We start from the raw sequence: 24,502 nt of genomic DNA on the forward strand, positions 1-24,502 counted from the left end.
CGCTATGGCGCCATGGAGTCACTGATATGCAACTGACTATCGAACAGCTCAACACTGTCACGCCGGACGAGTTCACCGCCCTGCTCGACGGCACCTACGAGCATTCGCCGTGGATCGCGAAACGTGCCGCCGCCACCCGCCCCTTCCGCTCGCTCGCGCACCTCAAGCACGCGCTGGTGCAGGTCGTCGCTGGCGCCTCCGCCGACGAGCAGCTGGGCCTGATCCGCGCCCATCCCGAGCTCGCGGGCAAGGCCATGGTCAGCAAGACGCTCACCGCCGAATCCACCAACGAGCAGGGCAAGGCCGGCCTGACCGATTGCACGCCCGAGGAGTTCGCGAAGATCCAGCAGCTCAACGCCGACTACAACGCGAAGTTCGGCTTCCCCTTCATCCTCGCGGTGCGCGGGCCGCGCGGCACCGGTTTGAGCAAGCGCGAGATCATCGACACCTTCGAGCGCCGTCTGCACAACCATCCGGGCTTCGAGCTGGGCGAGGCGCTGCGCAACATCCACCGCATCGCCGAGATCCGTCTCGACGACAAGTTCGGCGCCCTACCCGCGCTCGGCAACGAGGTGTGGGACTGGCAGGAACAACTCTCGGTGCACACCGACCCGGGCTACGCCGAAAAGGGCCAGCTCACCGTGACCTACCTGACCGAGGCACACCGCGCCTGCGCGCGGCAGATCGCCGACGGGATGCGCGAAGCGGGCTTCGACACTGTGAACATCGATGCCGTCGGCAACGTGGTCGGCCGCTACGAGGGCGCCACGCCCGGCGCCAAGACGCTGCTCACCGGCTCGCACTACGACACCGTGCGCAATGGCGGCAAGTACGACGGGCGGCTGGGCATCTTCGTGCCCATGGCTTGCGTGCGTGAGCTCAAGCGCCAGAACCGCCGCCTGCCCTTTGCCTTCGAGGTGGTGGGCTTTGCCGAAGAGGAAGGCCAGCGCTACAAGGCTACCTTCCTGGGCTCGGGCGCGCTGATCGGCCATTTCGATCCCAAGTGGCTGGACCAGAAGGACGCCGACGGCATCACCATGCGCGAGGCACGGCAGATCGCCGGCCTCAAGGAAGAAGACATCGCCAAGCTGCAGCGCGATCCGGCCAAGTACCTCGGCTTCATCGAAGTGCACATCGAGCAGGGCCCGGTGCTCAACGAGCTCGACATCCCGCTCGGCATCGTGACCTCGATCAACGGCGGCGTGCGCTACGTGGGCGAGGTGATCGGCATGGCCAGCCACGCCGGCACCACGCCGATGGACCGCCGCCGCGATGCCGCCGCCGCGGTGGCCGAGCTGATCCTCTTCGCCGAGCAGCGCGCCGCGAGGGACGGCGACTCGGTCGCCACCGTCGGCATGCTCGAAGTGCCGAGCGGCTCGATCAACGTGGTGCCCGGCCTCTGCAAGTTCAGCCTGGACATGCGCGCACCGAACAACCCGCAGCGTGACGCGCTGACGGCCGATGTGCTCGCCGAGCTCAAGGCCATCTGCGAGCGCCGCGGCGTGCGCTACACGCTGGAAGAAAGCATGCGGGCCTCGGCCGCGCCGAGCGCGCCCGAATGGCAGCAGCGCTGGGAGAAGGCGGTGGACACGCTCGGCGTACCGCTGTTCCGCATGCCCAGCGGCGCCGGCCACGACGCGATGAAGCTGCACGAGGTGATGCCGCAGGCCATGCTCTTCGTGCGCGGCATCAACTCCGGCATCAGCCACAACCCGCTCGAATCGAGCACCAACGACGACATGCAGCTGGCGGTGGAAGCCTTCCAGCTGCTGCTGAACAACCTCGCCACCGAACAAGCACCCTCATGACCGACTACAACAAACTCGACGCCTGGATCGACGCCCACTTCGACGAGGAAGTGCAGTTCCTGCAACAGCTGGTGCGCGTGCCGACCGATACGCCCCCGGGCAACAACGCCCCGCACGCCGAACGCACGGCCGAGCTGCTGAAGGACTTCGGCTTCGAGGCCGAGAAGCATGCCGTGCCCGAGCAGGAGGTGAAGGACTACGGCCTCGAATCGATCACCAACCTGATCGTGCGGCGCAAGTACGGAAGCGAGGGCCGCACCGTGGCATTGAATGCCCACGGCGACGTGGTGCCGCCCGGCGAAGGCTGGACGCACGACCCCTACGGCGGCGAGATCGAGGGCGGCAGCCTCTACGGCCGCGCCGCCGCGGTCAGCAAGAGCGACTTCGCGAGCTTCACCTTTGCGCTGCGCGCGCTCGAAGCGGTGGCCAGGCCGGCGCGCGGCAGCGTCGAACTGCACTTCACCTACGACGAGGAATTCGGCGGCATCCTGGGCCCGGGCTGGCTGCTCAAGAACGGCCTCACCAAGCCCGACCTGATGATCGCGGCCGGCTTCAGCTACGAGGTGGTGACGGCGCACAACGGCTGCCTGCAGATGGAAGTCACGGTGCACGGCAAGATGGCGCATGCCGCGATCCCGACGACCGGCGTCGACGCGCTGCAGGGCGCGGTGCAGATCCTGAACGCGCTCTATGCGCAGAACACGCTCTACCGGCAGGTCACGTCCAAGGTCGAGGGCATCACGCACCCGTATCTCAACGTCGGCCGCATCGAGGGCGGCACCAACACCAATGTCGTGCCCGGCAAGGTGGTCTTCAAGCTGGATCGCCGCATGATCCCGGAAGAGAACCCGGTCGAGGTCGAGGCCACGATCCGAAAGGTGATCGCCGACGCGGCGGAAGCGCTGCCCGGCATCACGGTCGAGATCAAGCGCCTGCTGCTGGCCAATTCGATGAAGCCGCTGCCGGGCAACAAGCCGCTGGTCGAGGCGATCCAGCAGCACGGCCAGGCGATCTTCGGCGAGCCGATCAAGGCCATGGGCACGCCGCTCTATACCGACGTGCGGCTCTACGGCGAAGCCGGCATCCCGGGCGTGATCTACGGCGCCGGACCGCGCACCGTGCTCGAATCGCACGCCAAGCGCAACGACGAGCGCGTGGTGCTCGAAGACCTGCGGCGCGCGACCAAGGTGATCGCGCGCACGCTCAGCGACCTGCTGAACTGAGCCCGAGCGGGTGCGCCCCGCATGAATCCAATGCGTGCACGGCGGCGTATATCTGGCAGCCGCCGGCGATGCAGCAGCATTTCCAGGCGGCCCGACCCACCCTTTTTTTGGAGTCCCGCCATGAATACGAAGCTCATCGCCATCGCCGCCCTTGGCAGCCTCGCAGCCTTTGCTGCGCAAGCCTTCCAGGGCGAGCAAAACCCCCTGCCGCCACCGCCCTTCCAGTCGACGATGACGCGGGCCGCGGTTCAGGCGCAGGCCAGAACCCCCGTCCAGATCAGCAATGGCGGCACCGGCGTGCGGGCTCCCATCAGCGTGGCCGACCGCGCCACGGTCCGCGCGGGCGCACGGGCCATTGCGGCCAACGGCGCAGCCACCTACGGCGAGAACTGAGAACAGCGGCGCCGCTGAGGCGCCGCCGTCGTCTTCAGAGGAGCTCTTCGTCCACGAACATGGACACCACCGACAAGCGCAGCCGCATTCCCCAGTTCGAGTTCGGCTCGTCTGCGAACACGACCTTGTCCTGTCCGTCCTGCGCGACCCACTGGAGTCCCGGCTGGTCGGCGGTGCTGCGAACCTGGTAGCTCCTGGGCAGCCGTTCACCTTGCAGCAGGCTCGCCACCTGGCCGGCCAGCTCCGGGCTGTCGACGATCAGCCCCATCTCGGTGTTGGAGTGGGCCGAGCGGTGGTCCATGTTCAGCGAGCCGATGTAGAGCCAGCGCTGGTCCACCACCGCCACCTTGGCATGCAGGCGGCCGAGCGAGCCGCGCAGTTCGCCGGCGGCGCTGTCCCGCGTCTCGGCGCCGGGCATCAGCTCGAACAGCGAGACGCCCATCTGCAGCAAGGCGCCGCGGTAGCGCGCGTAGCCGAAATGCACCAGCGGCTCGTCCGTCGTGGCCAGCGAGTTGGTGATGACCGACACGCGCACCCGGTTGTCGGTGGCCTGCTTGAGGATCTCCATCGTGCGCCGACCCGGAACGAAGTAGGGCGAGGCGACGAGCACCTCGGAACGCGCCGACTGCATCAGCTCGAGCTTGCCGTTCATGACGGCGCCGTAGGCGAGCGACGCATCGCCCGGCGCGGCCTTGGCCGGCGCATCGGCGATCACGCGGGCGGCGGCGATGTGCAGTTCGAGGCGCCCATTGGCCAGCTGCGAGCCGACGCTGCTCTGGCCGAGCGGGTCGCGCGCCGCCACCGTCAGGTCGGCGGCGCCGGCTGCACGCACGGTGTCGTCGAACTGGCGCCGGGCGGCTTCCGACGAGAACTCCGGTGCCGCGAGGCTCTGGATCGGATAGGCATGCTCGCTGTTCCAGTAGCCGTCGAACACCGCCGACAGCTCACGCACCACCGATCCGGCCGCGAACATGTCCATGTCGATGAAGTTGGCGGGCTCGCTGCGGCCGAAGTACTCGTTGGCGATGTTGCGGCCGCCGGTGATCGCGAACACGTTGTCGGCGACCAACAGCTTGTTGTGCATGCGCCGGTTGACGCGCGAGAACTCGTGCAGCGAGAACAGCACGCGCGAGGCGACACTGCCGTCGCGCACCGCCAAGGGGTTGAACATGCGCACTTCGAGGTTCGGGCGGGCGGCGAGACCGGCCAGCAGCGCGTCCTGGCCGGCTGCGTGCAGGTCGTCCACCAGGAGGCGCACGCGCACGCCGCGGGCGGCGGCGTCGGCCAGCGCACGCAGGAACTGCCGCCCGGACAGGTCGTCGGCGATCTGGTAGTACTGCGCGTCGACGCTCTTCTCGGCGCCACGGGCCAGCGCGAGGCGGGCCTCGAAAGCCTGGTCGCCGGCGGGCAGCAGGCGCATGCCCGACAGCTGCCCGTTGCCGGCCGGCATCGATGCGGCGGCCACCGCGGCGAGGCGGGTGTCGGCCACGTCGATGCGGGCTTGCGAGTTCGGGCGCTGCACGCCGCTCGGCAAGCCGGCACAGGCCGTCAGCATCCCGAACAGCACCACGACGAAGGCCCACACCGCCAGGCGCGGGTCGGCCTTGGCTTGGGCGAGCGCGATCAGGCGCAGGCCGACGCAATGGGCGATCAGCAGGGGGGAGCGAGGGAAAAGGGAGGTCATGGCGGGCTCTCTCTGGTAGGCCTCTAATCTAGGCAGAGCCCCCCTTTGTCACGAGTGCGCAGTGCGCCGCACGGATGTGACATTGGTCACAGGCGGCGGCGCGCCCGATAATCGTTTGCCGCCATGCAGCCGCCTGGCCGTGCCCCTGCGCAGCACCCGGAGTGACCGATGAATTCCGCCGACGCCAATGACCGCCTGCCGCAGCCTCTGCTCGATGCCATCGCGCCGCACGGGTCGACGCGCTCGTTCGCGGCCCACGCGATCCTGATCAACGAGGGCGACGCGACCGACTCGCTCTACATCCTGCTGAGCGGACGGGTGAAGGTCTACGCCAGTTCGGAGGACGGCCGCGAGGTGGTGCTCGCCGAGTACGGTCCCGGCGAGTATTTCGGCGAACTCTCGATCGACGGCGAGAAGCGCTCGGCGTCGATCAAGGCGCTCACGGCGTGCAGCTGCCGCGTGGTCCAGGGTTCGGAGTTGCGCCAGTTCCTCGCGGAGCACCCTGACTTCGCGGTGCACCTGACCCGCAAGCTGATCCGCATGGTGCGGCGCCTGACCGAGCAGGTTCGCAGCATTGCGCTGCAGGACGTCTACGGCCGCATGGTGCGGGTGCTGATCGAGCTGTCCGAGCCGGCCGGCGAGGAGCGCGTGCTGCGCCACAAGGTGACGCAGCAGGACATCGCCGATCGCATCGGCTCCTCGCGCGAGATGGTGAACCGGGTCATGAAGGAACTCACCGCCGGCGGCTATGTCACCCAGCGCGACGGCCGCCTGGTGATCCTGCGCAAGCTGCCGGCCGCCTGGTAGCGGGGCCTGCTAACAGCCCCAGTTCAGGAATCCGGCACGACGCGCCATACGGGCACCTTGCGCTGGAAGCCTTTGAGCGCCAGTTCGCCGGCCTGCTGGATCGACCACTCGCCTTCCGGCCGCGCCTCCTGCAAGGCGGCCTGGACGCGCTGCGACAGCAGGATCTCGCCACCCTCCGCTTCTCCGCACAGCCGTGCGGCCAGGTTGGTCACGGTTCCGATGGCTCCATAGTCGATACGCCCTTCGAAACCGATGCTGCCGATCGTCGCGAAGCCCTGGGCGATGCCGATGCCCATGTGCAAGTCGTAGCCGCGCCGGAGCCACTGGCCGCTGAGGTGGCGCATCTCCTCCTGCATCCGGACGGCCATTCGCACCGCGCGCACCGGCGCATCGGGCACCGGCTGCGGATCGTTGAAGAAGATCATCATGCCGTCGCCGGAAAAGCGCTCCAGCGTCCCCTCGTGGGCCAGCACCAGCCGGCCCATCGCCGCATGGTATTGGCCCAGCACGGCCATCACCTCCTCGGGATCGGCCGTCTCGGTGAAGGCGGTGAAGCCGCGCAGGTCCAGAAAGACGACGGTGATCTCGCGCCGATGGCTCTTGAGCGGATCGTCGGCGCCGCCGGCCAGGATCGCCTGGGCCAGTTGCGGCGAGAAGAAGCGCTTGAGCTGCCCGACGCGTTCGAGCTGCTCTACGGCATCGGCCACGCGCTGTTCGAGCGTGAGGTTCCAGGCCTGCAGCTCGGCCCTCTGCCGCTGGACCTCGTCGTACAAGGCCTTGACGCGCAGCAACGAACGCACACGCGCCATCAACTCGGCCTGGTGGATGGGCTTGCTCAGAAAGTCGTCCGCGCCCGCCTCCAGCCCCTTCACGCGCTCGTGTTCCGGGTCCAGCGCGGTCACCAGCACCACCGGCAGCACCGCGCAAGCCGGATCGGCACGGATCGCGCGGCACACGTCGTAGCCGTTCATCCCCGGCATCATCACGTCCAGCAAGACCAGGTCGGGCAGGTCGGCCGCGATGCGTGCCAGCGCTTCCTCGCCGGAGGCCGCGGTGCTCGTTCGATAGCCGCGCGCCGTCAGGACGTCGGCGAGCAGCCTGACGTTCTTTTCGACATCGTCGACGACCAGGATGTGGGCACTCATCGCGGTCCCTTCTGTTTCAGGAAGCGATCGACGGTCGCGCGCAGGGTCTTCAGGGCGATCGGCTTGGTCATGAAGGCGTCGAATCCCGAGTTCACGATGCTGCGATGGTCTTCGGGCATGACCGAGGCCGACACCGCGATGACCGGCACCGCCTGCAATGCCGGCTGCTCGCGAATCTTCTGCAGGGCCGCGATGCCGCCCATGCCCGGCAGCTGCACGTCCATCAGGATCAGGTCGGGCGGGTGGTCGATGGCCAGCTGCACGCCCGCCTCCCCGGTCCTCGCCTCCAGCGTGGCGTGGCCCGCGTGCTGCAGGACATCGCGCATCAGCTTCATGTTCTTCTCGTTGTCTTCGATGATCAGGATGGTGCTCATTCGATAACCTCCGCGCCATGCGCTGCGGTGCTATTCGACTTGGGAGCGGCCCGACGTCTCATATCACAGCCTCCGGAACCTGCATCGGCAACAGGAAGCTGAAGGTCGCGCCTTCGCCGGGCCGGCTTTCGACGCGGATCGTTCCGCCGTGGAGTTCGACGAAGCGCTTGGCCAGCGCCAGGCCCAGGCCGGTACCTTCCGCCCTGCGCAAAGCGTCGCTGCCGGCCTGGCGGAACTCGTCGAACACCAGGGCCTGGTCCTCCGGGGCGATGCCCACGCCGGTGTCGGCCACGCTGACCTCGGCGACGCTTTGGCCGGCCGCATCGAGGCGCCGGGCGCAGAGGCGCACGCTGCCGCCGGCCGGCGTGAACTTCACCGCATTCGACAGCAGGTTCACGACCACCTGTTTGACCTTTCGGGCATCGGCCACCCATTCCGTCAGTCCATCGCCGATCTCGAGGGAGATCAGCACACCGTCGCGCTGCGCGCGCTCGCGCACCAGGGTCAGTGCGTCGTCCATGAGCAGGCCGAGGTCGATGCAGCTCAGGTCCAGTTCCATCCGGCCCGCCTCGATCTTCGACAGGTCGAGCACGTCGTTGATCAGCGTCAGCAGGTGCTGGCCGGACGAATGGATGTCCTGCAGGTATTCCATCTGCTTGTCGTTGACCTCGCCGAACATCCGCTCGGTCAGCACCTCCGAGAAGCCGATGATGGCGTTCAAGGGCGTGCGCAGCTCGTGCGACATGTTGGCCAGGAATTCCGACTTGTGGCGGTTGGCCACCTCGAGCTCGCGGCCCTTGTTCTCGATCTCGCGGAACAGCCGCGCGTTCTGGATCGCGATCACGGCCTGGTCGGCAAAGGTCTCGACCAGGCGGACTTCCGCATCCGAAAAGGGCTGCACTTCCTTGCGAAGGACGGCGATGATCCCGATCGACGCGCCCTCGCGCACCATCGGCACGGCAAGCACCGTGTGAACGTCGTTGCGCTTCGGCGCCTTGCGCGATGCCGGGGGCCTCCAATCGACCAACTGGGCGACATCCTCGACATGCACCGTCCGGCCTTCGACGAATGCCCGGCCGACCACCGACCTGGCGCTCATCGGCAGGGCATCGTCGCGGCCCGGCCCGGAACCGCCCTTGACCGGATAGCCGGTGACAGCCCGGAAGTGATCGCCCTCCTGCAGCCAGATCTTGCTGGCATCGGCGCGGCAGCGCAGCACGGAGCGCTCGGCGATCGCCTGCAAGGCCGGTTGCAGATCCGACGGCGTGTGGCTGAGCACCCGCAGGACTTCCGCCGCCGCGGTCTGGAATTCGAGCGACGCCGTCAGTTCCGCCGTGCGCTGTTCGACCTTGCGCTCCAGCTCTCCGTACGACTCGCGCAGCTGCGCCGACATGCGGTTGAACTGATCGGCCAAGGCTTCCAGCTCGTCGCCGGTCTTGACGACGATCTGCGCGTCCAGTTCGCCCTCGCCGATGCGCCGCGCGCCCGCGGCGAGCGTGCGGATCGGCCGCACCATGTTGCGCGCCAACACCCATGCCGCCACGGCGGAGACCATCAGGCCGGCCAGCAACAGCAGGCCGGTGCGCAGGATCGAGGCGTTCAGCTTGGCATACACCTCGGCCATCGGCCGCTCGACGAACACGTTCCAGCCCAGCGGCTCGATCGGCGCCACCGAAACCAGCACTTGCGCGCCCTGCAGGTCGTGCGTCACCATGGCCTGCGGGCCCGGCGCCTTCGCCGCCGCCGCCGCCCGGACGTGCGGCAACGATGCCAGGCTGGTCTTGCGCAGCACCAGGCCGATGTCCGGGTCCGCCACGAGCAGGCCGTTGCGGTCCACCACGTAGGCCTTGCCCGCGTCGTCGGTGCTGATGCGCGAGATCACGTCCCAGATGAACTTGAGATTGAGGTCGGCCACCGTCACGGCGCTCTTGTCGCCTTCCGACCGGATCGCCACGGTCATGTAGGGCTCGGTGTCCTTGTGGAAGTACACCGGCCCGAACCAGGGCGAGCCGGCCCGGGCATGCTGGAACGGCGCTTCCGACGAGCGATCCTTTCCGGAGCCCACCGAGTCCATGCCAAGGCGCGACACCGCAACCCGTTCGAGGCCGCTGCCATCGAGCTGCGCCACGTCGGTCACCTCGGGAACCTGGCGCAGCAACCGCAGGAACTCGATGCGGCGCGCTTCCAGGTCCGCTTCGTCGAACAGCGGAACCGACGCGAAGCTCAGCTGTTCGGTGAGCTGCTGGATGTATTGCTCGATCCGCGACGCCGCGCCGACGGCCTTGACTTGCTGCAGGCTGGCCAGCGCCGCCTTGTTTTCCTGATAGGAAAAGTAGAGACTGATCGCGCCCGACGCCAGCAGCACAGTCATGACCAAGGAGAGGATCAGCAGCAGGTACTTGCGGAACAGGTGCCCGCGGTGGATGTCGCGCGTGGACTCTGCCGGCAGAGCGACATCGGGCATGGCACGGCCATCTTCCTCGGCTGCTTTCATTTCAACTGCTGATGGCGCGTTGCCACGGAAGCCCAGCGAGGTCCACGCGGCCGGGGCTTTCATGATTCGATCACTTTGTCGTCGATTGGCTGCGCCATTCACAGCGGCGCGGCGCCGATTTTCCGCCTTTGCGGACTCGGCGAAATCCACCAATCAGCCTATGGAAGACGGAAGCTCCGAAGGAGAAACCTGATGAACGGCAAGAACCTGCGGCTTCTTCTTTGCGCGCTGATGCTTGCCGCCGGCCCCGTCGCCGAGGCCCAGCAGCCCAGGAAGGTGCCGCGCGTGGGCTATCTGGCGGCCGTTTCGGCCAGCGCGGACGCACCCCGGCTCGAGGCATTCCGGCAAGGCCTGCGCGACCTCGGCTATGTCGAAGGACAGAACATCCAGATCGACTACCGCCACGAAAGCCTGGATTTCGAGCGGCTTCCCGGCCATGCGGCCGAGCTGGTCCGACTGGACGTCGACGTCCTCGTCACGGTCACGACCAACGCAGCCCTGGCTGCCAAGAAGACGACCGGCACCATTCCCATCGTCTTCATGGGCGTCACCGACCCGATCACCACCGGCCTGGCCGAAACCCTGGCGCGGCCGGGCGGCAACAGCACGGGGATCACCAACGTGGCGGCGGTCCTGGCCGGCAAGAGGCTGGAGCTGCTGAAGGAAACCATGCCCAAGGCCAGCCGGGTCGCGGTGCTCTGGGACCGCAAGGCGCCGGGCTCCATTCCACAGTGGGAAGCCAGCCAGGCGCCCGCGGAGAAGCTGGGTCTGCAGCTTTATTCGATGGAGGTGAGCAGCGTCGACGAGTACGTGTCTGCGTTCACGCAAGCCGTCAAGGCGCGCAGCAGCGCCGTCTGGATCACGCTCAACCCGGTCGCCAATTCGAACCAGAAGCTCATTGCCGAGCTGGCCATCGCCAGCGGGTTGCCGTCGATCTGCGCACGGGGCGACTATGCGGAAAACGGATGCCTCATGGCCTACGGACCCGGCTACGGCATGGAAGGCAAGGACGGCGCCCGCTACGTCGACAGGATCCTGAAAGGCGCCAAGCCGGCGGATCTTCCCATTGAACAGCCGACAAAGTTCGAGCTGCTGATCAACCTGAAGACCGCCAAGCGCATCGGTTTCACCATCCCGCGCTCGGTGCTGAACCGGGCGGACAAGGTGATCCAGTGATGGCGTGCCCTCTTGTCTCTTGTGTCAGCGCGGCGCGTCGCCCTTGCGATAGTCGGCCGTGAGTTCGTCGAACCGCTGCTTGAGCCCCGCATCGAGCTTGTAGTCGGCCGCCGCGAGCGTGGCATCGAGCTGCTCCGGCCGGCTGGCGCCGAGCAGCGGCGCGGTGATCAGCGGATTGGCCATCACCCACGCGACGGCCAGGGTCGCGAGCGGCACGCCCGCTTCGTCGGCCAGCGCATGCAATTGCGCGACGCTCGCGAAGCTGCGCTCGTTCCAGTAGCGGTCCTGGTACATCGTGCCCGCGGTGCCGAGCGTGAAGCGCGTGTTGTCCTCGGGCTTGGCGCCGGCCTTGTACTTGCCGGTCAGCAGACCGCCCGCGAGAGGGTTGTAGGGAATCACGCCCAGGCCCTCTTCGCCGCAGAGCGGCAGCAGCTCGCGCTCGATCTCGCGGAACAAGAGGCTGTAACGCGGCTGCACCGAGACGAAGCGCGTGAGCTTGTGCAGCTCGGAGCGGCCCAGCGCACGCGCCAGCCGGTAGGCCAGGAAGTTGGAGACGCCGATGTAGCGCGCGCGTCCCGACCTGACGATGACATCGAGCGCCTCCAGGCTCTCGTCGAGCGGCGTCTCGCGGTCGTCGCTGTGGAGCTGGTACAGGTCGACATGGTCGGTCTGCAGCCGTTTGAGCGAGGCGTCGATGGCATCGAGCAAATGCTTGCGCGATGCGCCCTGGTCCCAGGGGTTCGGGCCGACCTTGCCGACCGCCTTGGTGGCGAGCACGAAGCGGCGGCGCGCGCCCGGCCCTTTAGCTTGCAGCCAGCGGCCGATGATCTCTTCGGTGCGGCCAGTGGTCTCGACCGTGCCGCCGAGCGGGTAGACGTCGGCGGTGTCCAGGAAGTTGATGCCGGCCTCGGTCGCCTTGTCGAGGATGCGCTGCGATACCGCTTCGTCGGTCTGCAGCCCGAAGGTCATGGTGCCGAGCGCGAGCCGCGACACGGTCAGGCCGGTGCGGCCCAGGCGGGTGGTGGGAATGCTCATGGGTTTGCTGTGATGCGGTGGCGGCAGGCCATCATAGTGATCGCGGCGCGAACGTGCAGAGCTTCACTGAGGGCGTCGCGGGTAGCCGGGCATGTCGAACCCGACGGCGTCCAGCCGGGCCAGGACCTCGCCGCCCGCGGCGTCGCCCAGCGCGACGAGCGGCGGACGCACCCTGCGCCATGATGGATGCGCAGCGAAGCTGGAGACCACGTGCTTCATCGCCGGGATCATCGGCGCGGCCTGGAAGATCGTGCGAATGGCGTCCGCCTTGGCTTGCAGCTTGGCGGCTTCGGGACCTTGCCAGCCTTCGAACAGGCGATGGATGCCGGCCGGATTCATGTTCACCGTCGCGCTGATGCAACCCGCGCCGCCGATCGGCAAGGCCTGGGAGAGCAAGGACTCGCTGGCCGGGAACACGTCGAAGCCTGCAGTGGCGAAGTTGTCGATCATGGCCTTGGAATTTTTCCAGTCGCCCGAGGAATCCTTGGCGCCCGCGATCGTGCCCGGGTAGCGCTCGAGAAGACGCTCGATCAGGTCGAGCGTGATGGGCACCTGGCTGAGCTGCGGGATGTGATAGAGGTAGATGGGCACGCAGCCGCTTCCCACCCGCTCGATGATCTCCGCGTAATAGGCGAACACGCCATCGTCGGACACGCCCTTGAAATAGAAGGGCGGCAGCACCAGCGCGCCCGAGGCGCCGATCCGGGTGGCGTGGCGGGTCAGTTCCACCGCGTCCGGCAATGCGCAGGCGCCCGTTCCCGGCATGAGCATCGCGGCGGGAATGCCTGCCTCCACCAGGGCCTGCGCCAACGACAGCCGCTCGCCGACGGAAAGCGATGCCGCCTCCGAATTGGTGCCGAAGATCGCCAGCCCCGCATGGTTGTCCACCAGCCAGCGGCAGTGGGCGATGAAGCGCTCGACGTCGGGCTCGAGCTTGTCGTTGAAAGGCGTGAGCACCGGCGCGATCACGCCGTGCAGCCGCTTCGTCATGTGGGAGTTCATGCGGATGAAGTATCGAATGACGGGTGTTCTCGAGGGCAAGAAGCCAGCACGGTCAAAGCAAAAGATTTTTTGGGTTTGATCGAAGGCGGCCTGTACATTCGCGCCGATGGATACACGCTACCTCCAGAGCTTTGTCGCCGTCGCCGAACTGGGCTCGATGGCCGAGGCGGCGCGCCGGCTCGACCTCACGCCCGCCGCGATCGCCGCGCGCGTCAAGGCCCTCGAGGAAGACATCGGCCTGCCGCTGGTCCAACGCTCCGGCCGCTCCGTGCGCCCCACGGAGGCGGGGCTCAAGATGCTCGATCGCGCCCGCAACGTGCTGCGCGACGTGCGCGACCTGCGGGCGGTCACCAGCGACGGCGCGTCGCTGGGCGAGTTGCGCCTGGGCGTGTTCGTCTCGGCCATGACCAGCGTGCTGCCGCTGGTGCTCAAGCGGCTGTACGCGCGCTTTCCCGATCTGTCGGTCTTCGTCGCGCCCGGCAGCTCCGTGGAACTGTGCCGGCAGGTGACGACCGGCGCGCTCGACGCCGCCATCGTGGTCGAGCCGCAATTCGCCATCGGCAAGGGCTGCACCTTCCAGGCGCTGTTCGAGGAGCGCCTGGTCGTGGTTGCGCCCAAGGCCCTGGCCCGGCGCAAGGCCCATGAGCTGCTCGCGACCGAGCCCTTCATCCGCTATGACCGCTCGGTGGTGGGCGGACAACTGGCCGACCGCTACCTGCGCGACCACGGCATCGGCGTGCGGCAGCGGCTGGAGATCGACAACCTGATGGCTGTCGCGGCACTGGTCGGCCAGGGGCTGGGCGTGGCCTTGCTGCCGGATTGGGCGCCGATGTGGAACAGCGGATTCGCGATCGCACGCGTGGCGCTGCCGGCGCGCGCGCCGGTGCGACGCGTGGGCCTGATCTGGGCCACGCACGGGCCGCGCGCCGGGCTGGCGAAGGCCCTTCTTGCCGAGGCGCAGGCCGTCTGCAAAGCGCGTGCCTAAGGTTTCGGCGCGCGAAGAAAGTCGAAGTCGACGCCCTTGTCGGCCTGCATCACGGTCTGCAGAAAGAGCCTTCGATAGCCTCGTTCGGCCGTCGGTTCGACCACCGGCGACTCCTTCGCGCGGCGCGCCAGTTCGTCGTCCGATACCAGCAGCGATATTTCGCGCTTCGCCACGCTCAGCCGGATGCGGTCGCCGTTGCGGACATGCGCGAGCGGACCGCCGATGGCCGACTCCGGCGTCACGTGCAGCACGATGGTGCCGAAGGCCGTGCCGCTCATGCGGCCGTCGGAGATGCGCACGATGTCCTTCACGCCCGCGCGCGCGAGCTTGCGCGGGATCGGGATGTAGCCTGCCTCGGGCATGCCCGGCGCGCCCTTGGGGCCGATGTTCTTGAGCACCAGCACGTCCTCGCGCGCGACGTCGAGATCGTCGCTGTCGATGCGAAGGACCAGGTCCTCGATGTTCTCGAAGACCACGGCGCGGCCTTCGTGCTCCATCAGCCCCGCATCCGCCGCGGACTGCTTGATGATGGCCCCGCCCGGCGCCAGGTTGCCGCGCAGCACCGCGATGCCGCCCTGCGGATAGATCGGGTTGTCCACGGTGCGCACCACGTCCTGCGCGAATCCCGGCCCCGCGCGTTCGATCTCTTCGCCCAGCGTCCTGCCGGTGACGGTCATGGCCTCGAGCCGCAGCAAGGGTTGGAGTTCGCGCAGCAGCGTCGCCATGCCGCCGGCCTTGTGGAAGTCTTCCATGTAGTGCTGGCCCGAGGGCTTCAGGTCCAACAGCACGGGCGTCTCGCGCCCCATGCGGTCGAGCGCGTGCAGATCGATGTCCAGGCCCATCCGGCCCGCGATCGCGGCGAGGTGCACGATGCCGTTGGTCGAGCCGCCGATCGCGAGCAGCACCCGCATCGCGTTCTCGAAGGCAGCGGGTGTGAGCACCTTGTCGATGGTCAGGCCGTCGCGCGCGATCTGAACAGCCTGCGCGCCGGTCTGCTCCGCGATGCGGATGCGGTCGGCCGTGACGGCCGGCGGCGAGGCGCCGCCCGGCATCGTCATGCCCAGCGCTTCGGCAATGCAGGCCATGGTGCTGGCCGTGCCCATGACCGAGCAGGTCCCCACGCTCGCCACCAGCTGGTTGTTCACGTCGGCGGTTTCCTCGTCGTCGATTTCGCCCGCGCGGTATTTGCCCCAGTAGCGCCGGCAGTCGGTGCATGCGCCGACGCGCTCGCCGCGATGGCTGCCCGTCAGCATGGAACCGGTAATCAGCTGGATCGAGGGAATGCCGGCCGAGGCCGCGCCCATGAGCTGCGCCGGCACCGTCTTGTCGCAGCCGCCGATCAGGACCACGGCATCCATCGGCTGTGCGCGGACCATCTCCTCGGTGTCCATCGACATGAGGTTGCGCAAGTACATGCTCGTCGGCGCCGCGAAGCTCTCATGGATCGAGATCGTCGGAAAGTCCATCGGCAGTCCGCCGGCGAGCATGACGCCGCGCTTCACCGCTTCGATGAGCTGCGGCGCATTGCCGTGGCAGGGGTTGTAGGCGCTGCCGGTGTTCGCGATGCCGACCACGGGGCGGTCGAGCGCCGCGTCGGTATAGCCGGCGCCCTTGATGAAGGCCTTGCGCAGGAAGAGCGAGAAGCCCTGGTCGCCGTAGCTGGTCAGGCCTTTGCGCATGCCCGAGGGTTCATCGGTGCCGTCGGGCTTGGAGGAGGCTTTGGACATGTTCAGTGGGCCCTCATTCGTCGGACTTGATATTGGCGTCGGCAATGACTTTTTTCCAGCGGGCAATCTCGGCCCGGATCTGCTCGTCCGACTTCGCCGGCGTCGTCGGCGCCGCCGCATAGACGCCCTGCTTGAGCAGCATCTCCCTGGCCTCGGGCGATTGCACGAGTTTCGCGAGCGCCTCGTTGAGGCGCGCCACGATGGCCGCGGGAGTGCCAGCCGGCGCCAGGACGCCGAAGGTGGAACTGACTTCGAGGTTCGGCACGCCCGCCTCGGCCGCCGAGGGCACATCGGGCAGCATCGAGATCCGCTGCGGCGTCGTGACCGCCAGCGCACGAAGCTTGGCCGAAGTGATGAAGGGAAGCGAGGCCGGCGGCGTCTCGACCATCAGGCCGACCTGGCCGCCGACCACGTCGGTCATCGCCGGACCGCTGCCCTTGTAGGCGATGTGCGTCATCTTGATGCCGGTCTCGCGCTGGAGGATTTCGGCGGCCATGCGCTGGGGCGCGCCGGCGCCGGACGAGGCGTAGTTCAACTTGTCGGGATTGGCCTTGGCGTAGGCGATGAGTTCCTTCAGCGTCTTGACCGGAACCTGCGGATTGACCACCACGACCAGCGGCACCGACCCGACGATCATGACGGGCGCAAAGTCCTTCGAGATGTCGTAGCGCAGGCGCCCTTTCTCCAGCGTCGCCATCGTCGCGTGCGAAGTCAGCGCGCCCATCAGCAGGGTGTAGCCGTCCGGCGCTGCCTTCGCGACCGCCTCGGCGCCGATGTTGCCGCCGGCGCCGCCGCGGTTGTCCACGACGACCTGCTGCCCGAGCAGTTCGCCGAGCTTGAGCGCGACGATGCGCCCGATCACGTCGGTGGCGCCGCCGGGCGGATAGGGAACGACCAGCTTGATGGGCTTGTCGGGGTAGGCGGCGATGGCCAAGGGGGCGCCGAGGGCTATGCCGCAGGCCAGGCAGGCCCGAAGAATCGCGCGACGCGCGAAGTAGTGGCTGGCTTTCATGCTTTGTCTCCTTTGGCCCGGAGTGTGGCCAGCCGGGCGCGCCGGTTGAAGCGGCTTCGACAAGGACAAAAGATAGATTCTTTTGCGTCTGCTCTACAAGCTGGGCAGCCGTTCGAAACGATCGAGGCGATCGAAAGGCGGCGGCACCTGCGTGAGCTCGAGCGCGTCGACCCATGCGCCGGGCACGCCGTCGCGCAGCCAATTGCACATGGCATCCAGTTCACGGCGAGAGCCCTGCAGCATGGCTTCGACCGACCCATCGGCGCGGTTGCGGACCCAACCGGTGATGCCCTTGGCGCGCGCGTGGTGCAGGCAGGCATCCCGGTAGCCGACGCCCTGCACTCGGCCGCGCAAGCGCACCAGCCGGCACTCGATCGCCTCGTTCTTGTCGCCAGGGTTCATGGCGCGATTGTTCCTCAAGCAAGGGTAAACACCAACCATCAGGCCGCAGATCGACCTTGATTGCACCCATTTTTTGTATACAAATATAGGGTGCAATCAACGAACCGAACATGCCGTTCGGACATCCGCCCATCCCCCACGAGGAGACACCCGTGAACACAGCCGTCAGCCCAGGAAGCATGGACCTGCCGATCGCCGGCCATGCGCCGCATACCGAATCCAACGCACTCATCAAGCCGGGCTACGACCCCGCCCTCACCAACGAAGACCTCGCGCCGCTCAGGCAGCAGACCTGGGGCCAATACAACATCTTCGCCTTCTGGATGTCCGACGTGCACAGCGTCGGCGGCTACATCACCGCGGGCAGCCTGTTCGCGCTCGGCCTGTCGAGCTGGCAGGTGCTGGTGGCGCTGCTGGTGGGCATCTGCATCGTGCAGTTCTTCTGCAACCTGGTGGCCAAGCCGAGCCAGCTGACCGGCACGCCCTACCCCGTGATCTGCCGCGCCTCCTTCGGCGTGCGCGGCGCCAACATCCCGGCCATCATCCGCGGCCTGATCGCGGTGGCCTGGTACGGCATCCAGACCTACCTGGCCTCGGCCGCCTTCATGGTGCTCGCGCTGCACCTGTTCCCCAACCTCGCGCCGTACGCCGACGTCAAGCTGCACGGCTTCGCAGGCCTGTCGGCGCTGGGCTGGCTGGCCTTCATGGTGATGTGGGTGCTGCAGGCCTTCGTGTTCTGGCACGGCATGGAAGCGATCCGCAAGTTCATCGATTGGGCCGGCCCGGGGGTCTACGTGGTGATGACGATCCTGTGCGGCTGGCTGGTATGGAAGGCCGGCTGGAGCCGCATCGACCTCAACCTGGGCGGCGTCAAGTTCCAGGGCTGGGACGCGCTGCCGGTGATGCTCTCGGCGATTGCGCTGGTGGTGAGCTACTTCAGCGGCCCGATGCTCAACTTCGGCGACTTCTCGCGCTACAGCAAGAGCTTCGACGCGGTGAAAAAGGGCAACTTCTGGGGCCTGCCGGTCAACTTCGTGTTCTTCTCGCTGCTCACCGTGATCACCACGGCCGCGACGCTGCCGGTTTTCGGCGAGCTGATCACCGACCCGGTGCACACGGTCGGCAAGATCGACAGCACCACCGCCGTCGTGCTGGGCGCGCTGACCTTCATGATCGCCACCATCGGCATCAACATCGTCGCCAACTTCGTCTCGCCGGCCTTCGACTTCTCGAACGTCGCGCCGCAGCACATCAGCTGGCGCACCGGCGGCATGATCGCCGCGGTGGGCTCGATCTTCCTCACGCCCTGGAACCTCTACAACAACCCCGAGGTGATCCACTACACACTGGACATCCTGGGCTCCTTCATCGGCCCGCTGTTCGGCATCCTGATCGCCGACTTCTACCTGGTGCGCAAGCAGCAGGTGGTGGTGGACGATCTCTACACGCTGAGCCCCAAGGGCCGCTACTGGTACAGCAAGGGCTACAACCTGAAGGCCGTGTGGACCATGATCCCTTCGGCGCTGATCCCGATCCTGTGCGTGCTGATCCCGGCCTGGCGCGGCGCCGCCAATTACGCCTGGTTCATCGGCATGGGCCTCGGCTTCGTGATCTACGCCCTCCTCAACCGCAAGCCCTGAACTTTCATGCGCATCAAGATCATCAACCCCAACACCACCTGGAGCATGACCGAGAAGATCGGCGCCTGCGCGCGCTCGGTCGCGCGGCCCGGCACCGAGATCGTGGCGGTCAGCCCCTCGATGGGCCCGGCCTCGATCGAGAGCCACTACGACGAGGCGCTGGCGGTGCCCGGCCTGCTGCAGGAGATCGCCGCCGGCGAACGCGAAGGCATCGACGGCTATGTGATCGCCTGCTTCGGCGATCCGGGCCTTGCGGCCGCGCGCGAGCTGGCGCGCGGGCCGGTGGTGGGCATCGCGCAGGCGGCCATGCACCTGGCCAGCCTGGTCGGCACTCGCTTCAGCGTGGTGACCACGCTGGGCCGCACGACGGGCCAGGCCTGGCACCTGGCCGAGGCCTACGGCATGAAGCGCTTCTGCGCCAACGTGCGGGCCTGCGAAATTCCGGTGCTCGAGCTGGAGGCGCCGGGCTCGAAGGCGCGCGAGCGCATCGTCGACGAATGCCGGCGTGCGCTCGACGAAGACGGCTCCGACACCATCGTGCTCGGCTGCGCCGGCATGGCCGACCTGTGCGCACACATCGGCCAGGTGCTGGGCGTGCCGGTGGTCGACGGCGTGGCAGCCAGTACGCAGCTGATCGAATCGCTCGTGAACCTGCGGCTTTGCACCAGCAAGCGCGGCGAGCTGGCGCAGCCGCTGCCGAAGCCGGTCGCCGGCTTGCTGGAAGGCTTCACGCTGCCGTCTCCGGCGCCGGCGCTGAAACGCGCGGCCTGAAGCCCGCGCGCGATGCGGCGCCGCTCGTCCACAATCGCGCCATGCCCCGCGTCACCAAAGCAACCACGACCACGCCGGCGGCCGTTCCCGAAGCGGCCGCCGCGCCCGACAAGAGCGCGACCATCGAAAGCATCGCGCAGGACATCGCCACCGCCATCGTCGAGAAGCGCCTGCCGCCCGGCACCTGGCTGCGCGAGGAGGCGCTGGGGCGCGTCTACGCCGTGAGCCGCACCAAGATCCGCGCGGCGCTCTTGACGCTTTCCAAGGACAAGCTGATCGAGATGATTCCGGACAAGGGCGCCTTCGTCAGCAAGCCCAGCGTGCAGGAAGCGCGCGAGGTCTTCGGCGTGCGCCGCATCCTCGAGAGCGAAGTGGTGCGCCTCTTCATCGCCAAGGCCCGGCCCGCGGACTACCGCGCGCTGGAGCAGCACATCCAGTTCGAGCGCAGCGCGCTGCGCTCCACGACCACGGGCACCGTGCGCGAAAAGCTGCTGGGCGATTTCCACGTCGCGCTCGCCGAGGCCGCGGGCAACGGCACGCTGGCCGAGCTGGTGCGCGAACTGGTCGCGCGCAGCTCGCTGATCGCGATGCTCTACCACTCCTCCAACGATCCGCACTGCTCTTCGGACGAGCATTCGGACTTCCTGCGCGTATGCCGCAGCGGCGACGTGGAGGCTGCCGTGGCCTGCATGACGGATCACCTGTCGCGCATCGAGGCGAATCTGCAGCTCACGAGCGGGGTGCCGGACCGGCAGCTCGATCTGGTGAAGGCCTTGCTGGCCTGAAGGACGCAGGCTAGCCGTCGACCGGATTCGCCGGCGTTTCGAGCACCAGCTGCCAGAAGTCCACGTCGAGCCATCGGCCGAACTTGAATCCGGCCTGCCTGATGGTTCCGGCATGCTCGAAGCCTAGCCTCTGGTGCAGGGCGATGCTGCCCTTGTTGGCCAGGTCGATGGCGCCGACCATGACGTGATAATGCTGCGCCCTGGCAGCCGCGATCAGTTCCTGCATGAGCAGCTGGCCCAGGCCTTTTCCCCGGTGGTCCTTGTGAACGTAGACCGAGTGCTCGACCGAGTACTTGTACGCGGGCCAGGCGCGGAAAGTGCCGTAACTGGCAAAGCCGAGGAGCCCGCCGTCTTCTCCGATGGCGCCGATCACGGGGAACCCGCCCGCCTCCTTGGTCTTGAACCAGCCGACCATGCTCTCCGGCGTGCGGGGCTTGTAGTCGTAGAGGGCGGTCGAGCTGACGATGGCATCGTTGAAGATCTCCAGGATCGCAACGGCGTGGGTGTCGTGCGTGCATGCGACGAACTGCATCGGATTCTCCGTGGGCATGGTGATCAAAACTCCCTCGCGTACACGATGAATCCAAGGTGCTTCGCGACCTTGTCGTAGAGCAGCCTGCCCGCGGCGTTCGATTCGTGCGTCTGCCAGTAGACCCGCGAGGCGCCGGCCGATTTCGCCTGCACGTAGACCGCCTCGATGAGCAGGCGGCCGATGCCGCGCCCGCGCCGGGATTCGAGCGTGAACAGGTCGGAGAGATAGCACACCGGCTCGACACGGGTCATGCTGCGATGGATGACGCAATGGGCCAGCCCGACGAGCTGCCCCTCGTCTTCCGCGACCAGCGCGAACATCGGCTCCTCCGGATCCAGGAAGCGCTGCCAGGTCGTCTGCGTCACGTGCTCGGCCAGCGCAGTCGCGCCATGGCGGCCGTAGAAGGCGTTGTAGCCGTCCCAAAGCGGCCGCCAGGCGGCGTGGTCGTTCTGCGTGACGGGGCGTACGGAAGGAGTCATCGGGGTTTCGGTAGTTGCGTACTGGGTCGTCGGGATCAAATCATCGAAAGCGGCTTCTTGCGCCGCGGCGGGGGATGGAGTCTATCGATCTCGGCGAGATCTTCGTCGCCGAGCTGCAGTTCGGCAGCAGCGAGGTTGTCACGCAGATGCGCCTCGCGCACCGCCTTCGGAATGGCGACGACGCCGGGCTGTGCAATGACCCAGGCCAGCGCAAGCTGCGCCGCCGTGACGCCGAGCCGCTGCGCCGTCTTCTTCAATGCCGCATCGCCCGCCAGCGCGCCCTGGTCGATCGGGCTGTAGGCCATCAGCGGCATGCCGCGGGCACGCTGCCAGGGCAGCAGGCTGAACTCGGGCCCGCGCTCGCGCACCGAGTAATAGACCTGGTTCGCCGTGCAGTCCAGCGGCTCGCCGCACACGGCGGCCAGTTCGTCCATGTCGCCGGTGTCGAAGTTGCTGACGCCCCAATGCCGGATGCGCCCGCCGTCGACCAGCGCGCGCATCGCCTCGCAGGTTTCGGCAAGCGTGTATTCGCCGCGCCAGTGCAGCAGATAGAGGTCGATCTGCTCCAGCCCCAGCCGCGCCAGGCTGCGCGCGCAAGCGGCCGGCGTGCCCTTGCGGCTCGCGTTGTGTGGATAGACCTTGCTGACGACGAAGAGCTCGCCGCGCGTCACGTCGCCGGCGCGCAGCGCCTCTGCGATCGCCTGCCCGACCACTTCTTCGGCGCCGCCCTCGCCGTACATCTCGGCGGTGTCGATGAGGCGGTAGCCCATCTCGATGGCCGCGCGCACGGCGGCGATCTCGGTGCGGCGCAGCGCGCGGTCTTCGCCCAGGCGCCAGGTGCCCAGGCCGAGCACGGGCAGCGGAGTGCCTGTTGCAAGTTGAAGCGTCTTCATTGTTTGCCGGGAACAAAGTCGTAGAAGGATGAAGATTCTCTGCGACCGGTGGCAGATCCGCCTGCGAAACCCATCTCGCTGGTCGCGCGATGGATCATCTCGCGCACGGTGATCAGCTTCGGCTGGCGCTCGCAGACGCTGCTTCCCCTGTTCCAGTTCGATGAGGCCCCATTCGGCTGAGGATCGTTTCCGCACGGGGGATGAGCTGGTCTGCATCGACAATCTCGTTGACGAGGCCGTTCCGGTGCGCTTCTGTCGCGTCGATCGTGTCCGCCGTGAGAATGAGCTGCAGCGCACGGCCCTTGCCGACGAGACGCAGGAGGCGCTGCGTCCCGCCGAAGCCGCGAACGAAACCGGGCTTCGCTTCCGGGCTGCCGAATCTCGCATGCGCCGTTGCAAGACGCAAGGTGCAAGCCATCGCCAGTTCGCACCCTTCGCCCGACGCGCAGCCATTCACAGCGGCGATGACCGGCTTGCCGAGCTGCTCGATCAGATCGAACGCAAGCCGGCCGCTGCGCGTGAACGCGTGCGCGTCGATGGCGGAAATCGACGCGCCCGCGGTGATGTCGGCCCCGGTGACGAAGGCCTTGTCGCCCGCGCCGGTCACGATCACGCCATGGACGACGGGGTCCCCTCGCGCGTCCTCCATCACCGATCTCAACTCGTCGAGCGCCGTGTGGCTCAGCGCGTTCATCGCCTGCGGGCGGTTGATCGTGACGTAGGCGATCCCCGCCCTCTTTTCATAGAGGAGGTCTTGCAGCGATTGCATGTGGGTCCTCCGGCCGTGCGGCGGGCGGAATATCGTGAAAGCTCCGGTCACCGCCAGTTCGGGTGCAATGAGCTAATGAGCTTGTTGCAGTCGCCGCGCGTGAGGAGGGCGAGCACATCCATCTCGCGTGGGGTCAGGTCCTGCAGCACGAAGGAATCGGCCAGGTCCGCCGCCATCCGCGGCGAAAGGTAGCGTTGCGAGCGGGCGGCCGCGACCAGCGCGGCGCGGATCTCGGCGGGCTGGGCCGTCTTCTCGACGAATCCGCTGGCGCCCCACCGGATCGCCTCGCGCACCATGTGCGGCGAATGCATGTCGCTGATGAGCACGACGCGCACCCTGGCAGCCATCATGCGGAGCAATTGCATGAATGCGCGCAGCCCCTGCGGACCGAGGGTCGGATCCACCAGAGCGATGCAGTCCTCGGCCTCCATGCAGCAGACGAGCAAACGGTCCAGTGTGGGCGCCGAGCGCCCGAAAGCGAGGCCCGCGGTGCCGCTCACCAGCGATTCGAGGCCGCACAGAAGCGCGGGCGAGGCTACGCCGATGATGACCTTCACTGCGCTGTCGGCCTTCGCTGCGACTCCTTCGCCGCCGAGCGACGCGTGGGGAGTCGGATCCTGGAACGGCACCTCGCCGTCCGGGATTTCGGCAGATCGATCGCTCATGGCTTTGCTCCTTCGCTTCAGCTTTGCACTTGGCACGAGGCCTGCACGCTGGGCCACCCGTAGTCGCGGCCCGTCAGTGCGCGCGCAAGAAGGTAGTTGTTCAGCGCGCGCTCGCTCAAGCTGTCCATTTGCACCGAGCCGCTGGCATCGCAGGGAAATGACAGGGCGCGGCCCGTGCCGCTGAGCGAGGGAAAGCGCAGCTCGAAGGCGGACTGTGCAGCGGATGAATGGCGCGCGGCGTGCATGGCGGTGTCCTCGTGGTTCATTTCGATGAAGCAGCTCCGGGAAGCATGGTCGTGCGCCTCACGCAGGATCGCGTCCGCGCAGGGCGGTCTGGATGCAGGCGAGGAGGTCTTCCGCACTGAAGGGCTTTGCGAGAAAGCAGATCACGCCCGTCTTCAAGGCGCGCGCGCGCTCCCGTTCGTCGGGGTAGGCGGTGATGAGGACCGTAGGAATCGGGGTGCCGGCGGCGGCCAGGCGGCCGTGCAGCTCGAGCCCGGTCATCCCCGGCATGCGCATGTCGGCGATGAGGCATTGGATGGCGCACGTGCCCTTCGATTGCAGGAAGCTCTCGGCCGAGTCGAAGGTGGCGGCGGACAGGCCGGCAGAGTCGAGCAGGTCCTTCGTGGTGTCTCGAACCGATTCATCGTCGTCCACGATCGCTACGGTCGGGTTGTTGCGCACTTGGATCTCCTTGCAGG

The 24,502-nt window shown here is 67.5% G+C and carries 25 protein-coding genes; 9 read left to right on the forward strand and 16 right to left on the reverse strand.

All coding sequences use genetic code 11. From position 1 onward, the window contains the following. The first annotated feature begins 26 nt into the window (after nucleotides 1-26). From uraD to ACSQ86_RS20850, 3 genes are all read left to right on the forward strand, one after another. Nucleotides 27-1,808, forward strand: a complete 1,782-nt coding sequence (uraD, locus tag ACSQ86_RS20840; RefSeq protein WP_436304890.1) for a 2-oxo-4-hydroxy-4-carboxy-5-ureidoimidazoline decarboxylase — start codon at nucleotides 27-29, stop codon at nucleotides 1,806-1,808. Beyond that, nucleotides 1,805-3,031, forward strand: coding sequence for a M20 family metallopeptidase (locus ACSQ86_RS20845; protein ID WP_436309521.1), 1,227 nt, complete (start codon nucleotides 1,805-1,807; stop codon nucleotides 3,029-3,031). The genes uraD and ACSQ86_RS20845 overlap by 4 nt, the downstream gene beginning before the upstream one ends. Nucleotides 3,032-3,151: 120 nt before the next feature. Then, on the forward strand, nucleotides 3,152-3,424 hold the full coding sequence (locus tag ACSQ86_RS20850) for a DUF4148 domain-containing protein (protein WP_093102851.1): 273 nt from the start codon (nucleotides 3,152-3,154) through the stop codon (nucleotides 3,422-3,424). A gap of 34 nt (nucleotides 3,425-3,458) precedes the next feature. Here ACSQ86_RS20850 and ACSQ86_RS20855 read toward each other — a convergent pair whose 3' ends face one another. Next, complete coding sequence (locus ACSQ86_RS20855) at nucleotides 3,459-5,108, reverse strand: phospholipase D-like domain-containing protein (RefSeq protein WP_436309522.1); 1,650 nt, start codon at nucleotides 5,106-5,108, stop codon at nucleotides 3,459-3,461. Nucleotides 5,109-5,276: 168 nt separating this feature from the next. On the opposite strand from ACSQ86_RS20855, the gene ACSQ86_RS20860 reads away from it, so the two are divergent. Next, on the forward strand, nucleotides 5,277-5,915 hold the full coding sequence (locus ACSQ86_RS20860; RefSeq protein WP_436304894.1) for a Crp/Fnr family transcriptional regulator: 639 nt from the start codon (nucleotides 5,277-5,279) through the stop codon (nucleotides 5,913-5,915). Nucleotides 5,916-5,938: 23 nt separating this feature from the next. Here ACSQ86_RS20860 and ACSQ86_RS20865 read toward each other — a convergent pair whose 3' ends face one another. Genes ACSQ86_RS20865 through ACSQ86_RS20875 form a run of 3 tightly spaced genes read right to left on the reverse strand, consistent with a single transcriptional unit; the run spans nucleotide 5,939 to nucleotide 9,928 of the window. Next, complete coding sequence (locus ACSQ86_RS20865) at nucleotides 5,939-7,060, reverse strand: response regulator (RefSeq protein ID WP_436290901.1); 1,122 nt, start codon at nucleotides 7,058-7,060, stop codon at nucleotides 5,939-5,941. After that, on the reverse strand, nucleotides 7,057-7,434 hold the full coding sequence (locus ACSQ86_RS20870; RefSeq protein WP_093102845.1) for a response regulator: 378 nt from the start codon (nucleotides 7,432-7,434) through the stop codon (nucleotides 7,057-7,059). The genes ACSQ86_RS20865 and ACSQ86_RS20870 overlap by 4 nt, the downstream gene beginning before the upstream one ends. A gap of 58 nt (nucleotides 7,435-7,492) precedes the next feature. Beyond that, on the reverse strand, nucleotides 7,493-9,928 hold the full coding sequence (locus ACSQ86_RS20875; RefSeq protein WP_436309523.1) for an ATP-binding protein: 2,436 nt from the start codon (nucleotides 9,926-9,928) through the stop codon (nucleotides 7,493-7,495). 192 nt (nucleotides 9,929-10,120) lie between these two features. Here ACSQ86_RS20875 and ACSQ86_RS20880 point away from each other — a divergent pair, with 192 nt between their 5' ends. After that, nucleotides 10,121-11,104 (forward strand): ABC transporter substrate-binding protein, encoded by a 984-nt coding sequence (locus ACSQ86_RS20880; protein ID WP_436304897.1) that lies wholly within the window; start codon nucleotides 10,121-10,123, stop codon nucleotides 11,102-11,104. Nucleotides 11,105-11,128: 24 nt separating this feature from the next. Here ACSQ86_RS20880 and ACSQ86_RS20885 read toward each other — a convergent pair whose 3' ends face one another. Continuing rightward, the gene (locus ACSQ86_RS20885; protein WP_436309524.1) at nucleotides 11,129-12,139 is read right to left on the reverse strand and encodes an aldo/keto reductase; all 1,011 of its coding nucleotides are present in this window, start codon (nucleotides 12,137-12,139) and stop codon (nucleotides 11,129-11,131) included. 63 nt (nucleotides 12,140-12,202) lie between these two features. After that, on the reverse strand, nucleotides 12,203-13,129 hold the full coding sequence (locus tag ACSQ86_RS20890) for a dihydrodipicolinate synthase family protein (protein ID WP_436309525.1): 927 nt from the start codon (nucleotides 13,127-13,129) through the stop codon (nucleotides 12,203-12,205). 118 nt (nucleotides 13,130-13,247) lie between these two features. Between ACSQ86_RS20890 and ACSQ86_RS20895 the strand changes: the two genes are divergently transcribed. Then, nucleotides 13,248-14,126: a LysR substrate-binding domain-containing protein gene (locus ACSQ86_RS20895; protein ID WP_436304900.1), complete on the forward strand. Its 879-nt coding sequence runs from the start codon at nucleotides 13,248-13,250 to the stop codon at nucleotides 14,124-14,126. On the opposite strand, the gene ACSQ86_RS20900 is transcribed toward ACSQ86_RS20895, so the two are convergent. From ACSQ86_RS20900 to ACSQ86_RS20910, 3 genes are all read right to left on the reverse strand, one after another. Then, nucleotides 14,123-15,853 (reverse strand): IlvD/Edd family dehydratase, encoded by a 1,731-nt coding sequence (locus tag ACSQ86_RS20900; RefSeq protein WP_436290896.1) that lies wholly within the window; start codon nucleotides 15,851-15,853, stop codon nucleotides 14,123-14,125. The two genes, ACSQ86_RS20895 and ACSQ86_RS20900, sit on opposite strands and share 4 nt — an antisense overlap. Before the next feature lie 13 nt (nucleotides 15,854-15,866). After that, entirely contained in the window at nucleotides 15,867-16,865 is a 999-nt protein-coding gene (locus tag ACSQ86_RS20905; protein WP_436309526.1) for a Bug family tripartite tricarboxylate transporter substrate binding protein, read from the reverse strand. A 93-nt stretch (nucleotides 16,866-16,958) separates the two neighbouring features. After that, a complete protein-coding gene (locus ACSQ86_RS20910; protein WP_093102833.1) occupies nucleotides 16,959-17,267 on the reverse strand; it encodes an acylphosphatase in 309 nt (102 codons plus the stop codon). Nucleotides 17,268-17,446: 179 nt separating this feature from the next. On the opposite strand from ACSQ86_RS20910, the gene ACSQ86_RS20915 reads away from it, so the two are divergent. The 3 genes from ACSQ86_RS20915 to ACSQ86_RS20925 are packed head-to-tail and all read left to right on the forward strand — an operon-like array spanning nucleotide 17,447 to nucleotide 20,463. Further along, entirely contained in the window at nucleotides 17,447-18,907 is a 1,461-nt protein-coding gene (locus ACSQ86_RS20915) for an NCS1 family nucleobase:cation symporter-1 (protein ID WP_436310291.1), read from the forward strand. A 6-nt stretch (nucleotides 18,908-18,913) separates the two neighbouring features. After that, the gene (locus tag ACSQ86_RS20920) at nucleotides 18,914-19,678 is read left to right on the forward strand and encodes an aspartate/glutamate racemase family protein (protein WP_436309527.1); all 765 of its coding nucleotides are present in this window, start codon (nucleotides 18,914-18,916) and stop codon (nucleotides 19,676-19,678) included. Between the two features lie 41 nt (nucleotides 19,679-19,719). Continuing rightward, entirely contained in the window at nucleotides 19,720-20,463 is a 744-nt protein-coding gene (locus ACSQ86_RS20925) for a GntR family transcriptional regulator (RefSeq protein ID WP_093102828.1), read from the forward strand. 10 nt (nucleotides 20,464-20,473) lie between these two features. Here ACSQ86_RS20925 and ACSQ86_RS20930 read toward each other — a convergent pair whose 3' ends face one another. From ACSQ86_RS20930 to ACSQ86_RS20960, 7 genes are all read right to left on the reverse strand, one after another. Next, nucleotides 20,474-20,995 (reverse strand): N-acetyltransferase family protein, encoded by a 522-nt coding sequence (locus ACSQ86_RS20930; protein ID WP_436309528.1) that lies wholly within the window; start codon nucleotides 20,993-20,995, stop codon nucleotides 20,474-20,476. Between the two features lie 23 nt (nucleotides 20,996-21,018). Then, a complete protein-coding gene (locus ACSQ86_RS20935; protein WP_436309529.1) occupies nucleotides 21,019-21,474 on the reverse strand; it encodes an N-acetyltransferase family protein in 456 nt (151 codons plus the stop codon). A 35-nt stretch (nucleotides 21,475-21,509) separates the two neighbouring features. Further along, nucleotides 21,510-22,367: an aldo/keto reductase gene (locus ACSQ86_RS20940; protein WP_093102825.1), complete on the reverse strand. Its 858-nt coding sequence runs from the start codon at nucleotides 22,365-22,367 to the stop codon at nucleotides 21,510-21,512. Between the two features lie 112 nt (nucleotides 22,368-22,479). Then, nucleotides 22,480-23,136 (reverse strand): enoyl-CoA hydratase-related protein, encoded by a 657-nt coding sequence (locus tag ACSQ86_RS20945; RefSeq protein ID WP_436304904.1) that lies wholly within the window; start codon nucleotides 23,134-23,136, stop codon nucleotides 22,480-22,482. A 47-nt stretch (nucleotides 23,137-23,183) separates the two neighbouring features. After that, on the reverse strand, nucleotides 23,184-23,801 hold the full coding sequence (locus ACSQ86_RS20950; RefSeq protein ID WP_093102821.1) for a response regulator transcription factor: 618 nt from the start codon (nucleotides 23,799-23,801) through the stop codon (nucleotides 23,184-23,186). A gap of 17 nt (nucleotides 23,802-23,818) precedes the next feature. Next, nucleotides 23,819-24,067, reverse strand: coding sequence for a hypothetical protein (locus ACSQ86_RS20955; RefSeq protein ID WP_436309530.1), 249 nt, complete (start codon nucleotides 24,065-24,067; stop codon nucleotides 23,819-23,821). Between the two features lie 37 nt (nucleotides 24,068-24,104). After that, entirely contained in the window at nucleotides 24,105-24,485 is a 381-nt protein-coding gene (locus tag ACSQ86_RS20960; protein WP_093102820.1) for a response regulator transcription factor, read from the reverse strand. Between the last annotated feature and the right edge of the window lie 17 nt (nucleotides 24,486-24,502).

Source organism: Variovorax sp. LjRoot130 (assembly GCF_964253755.1).
Lineage (GTDB): Bacteria > Pseudomonadota > Gammaproteobacteria > Burkholderiales > Burkholderiaceae_C > Variovorax.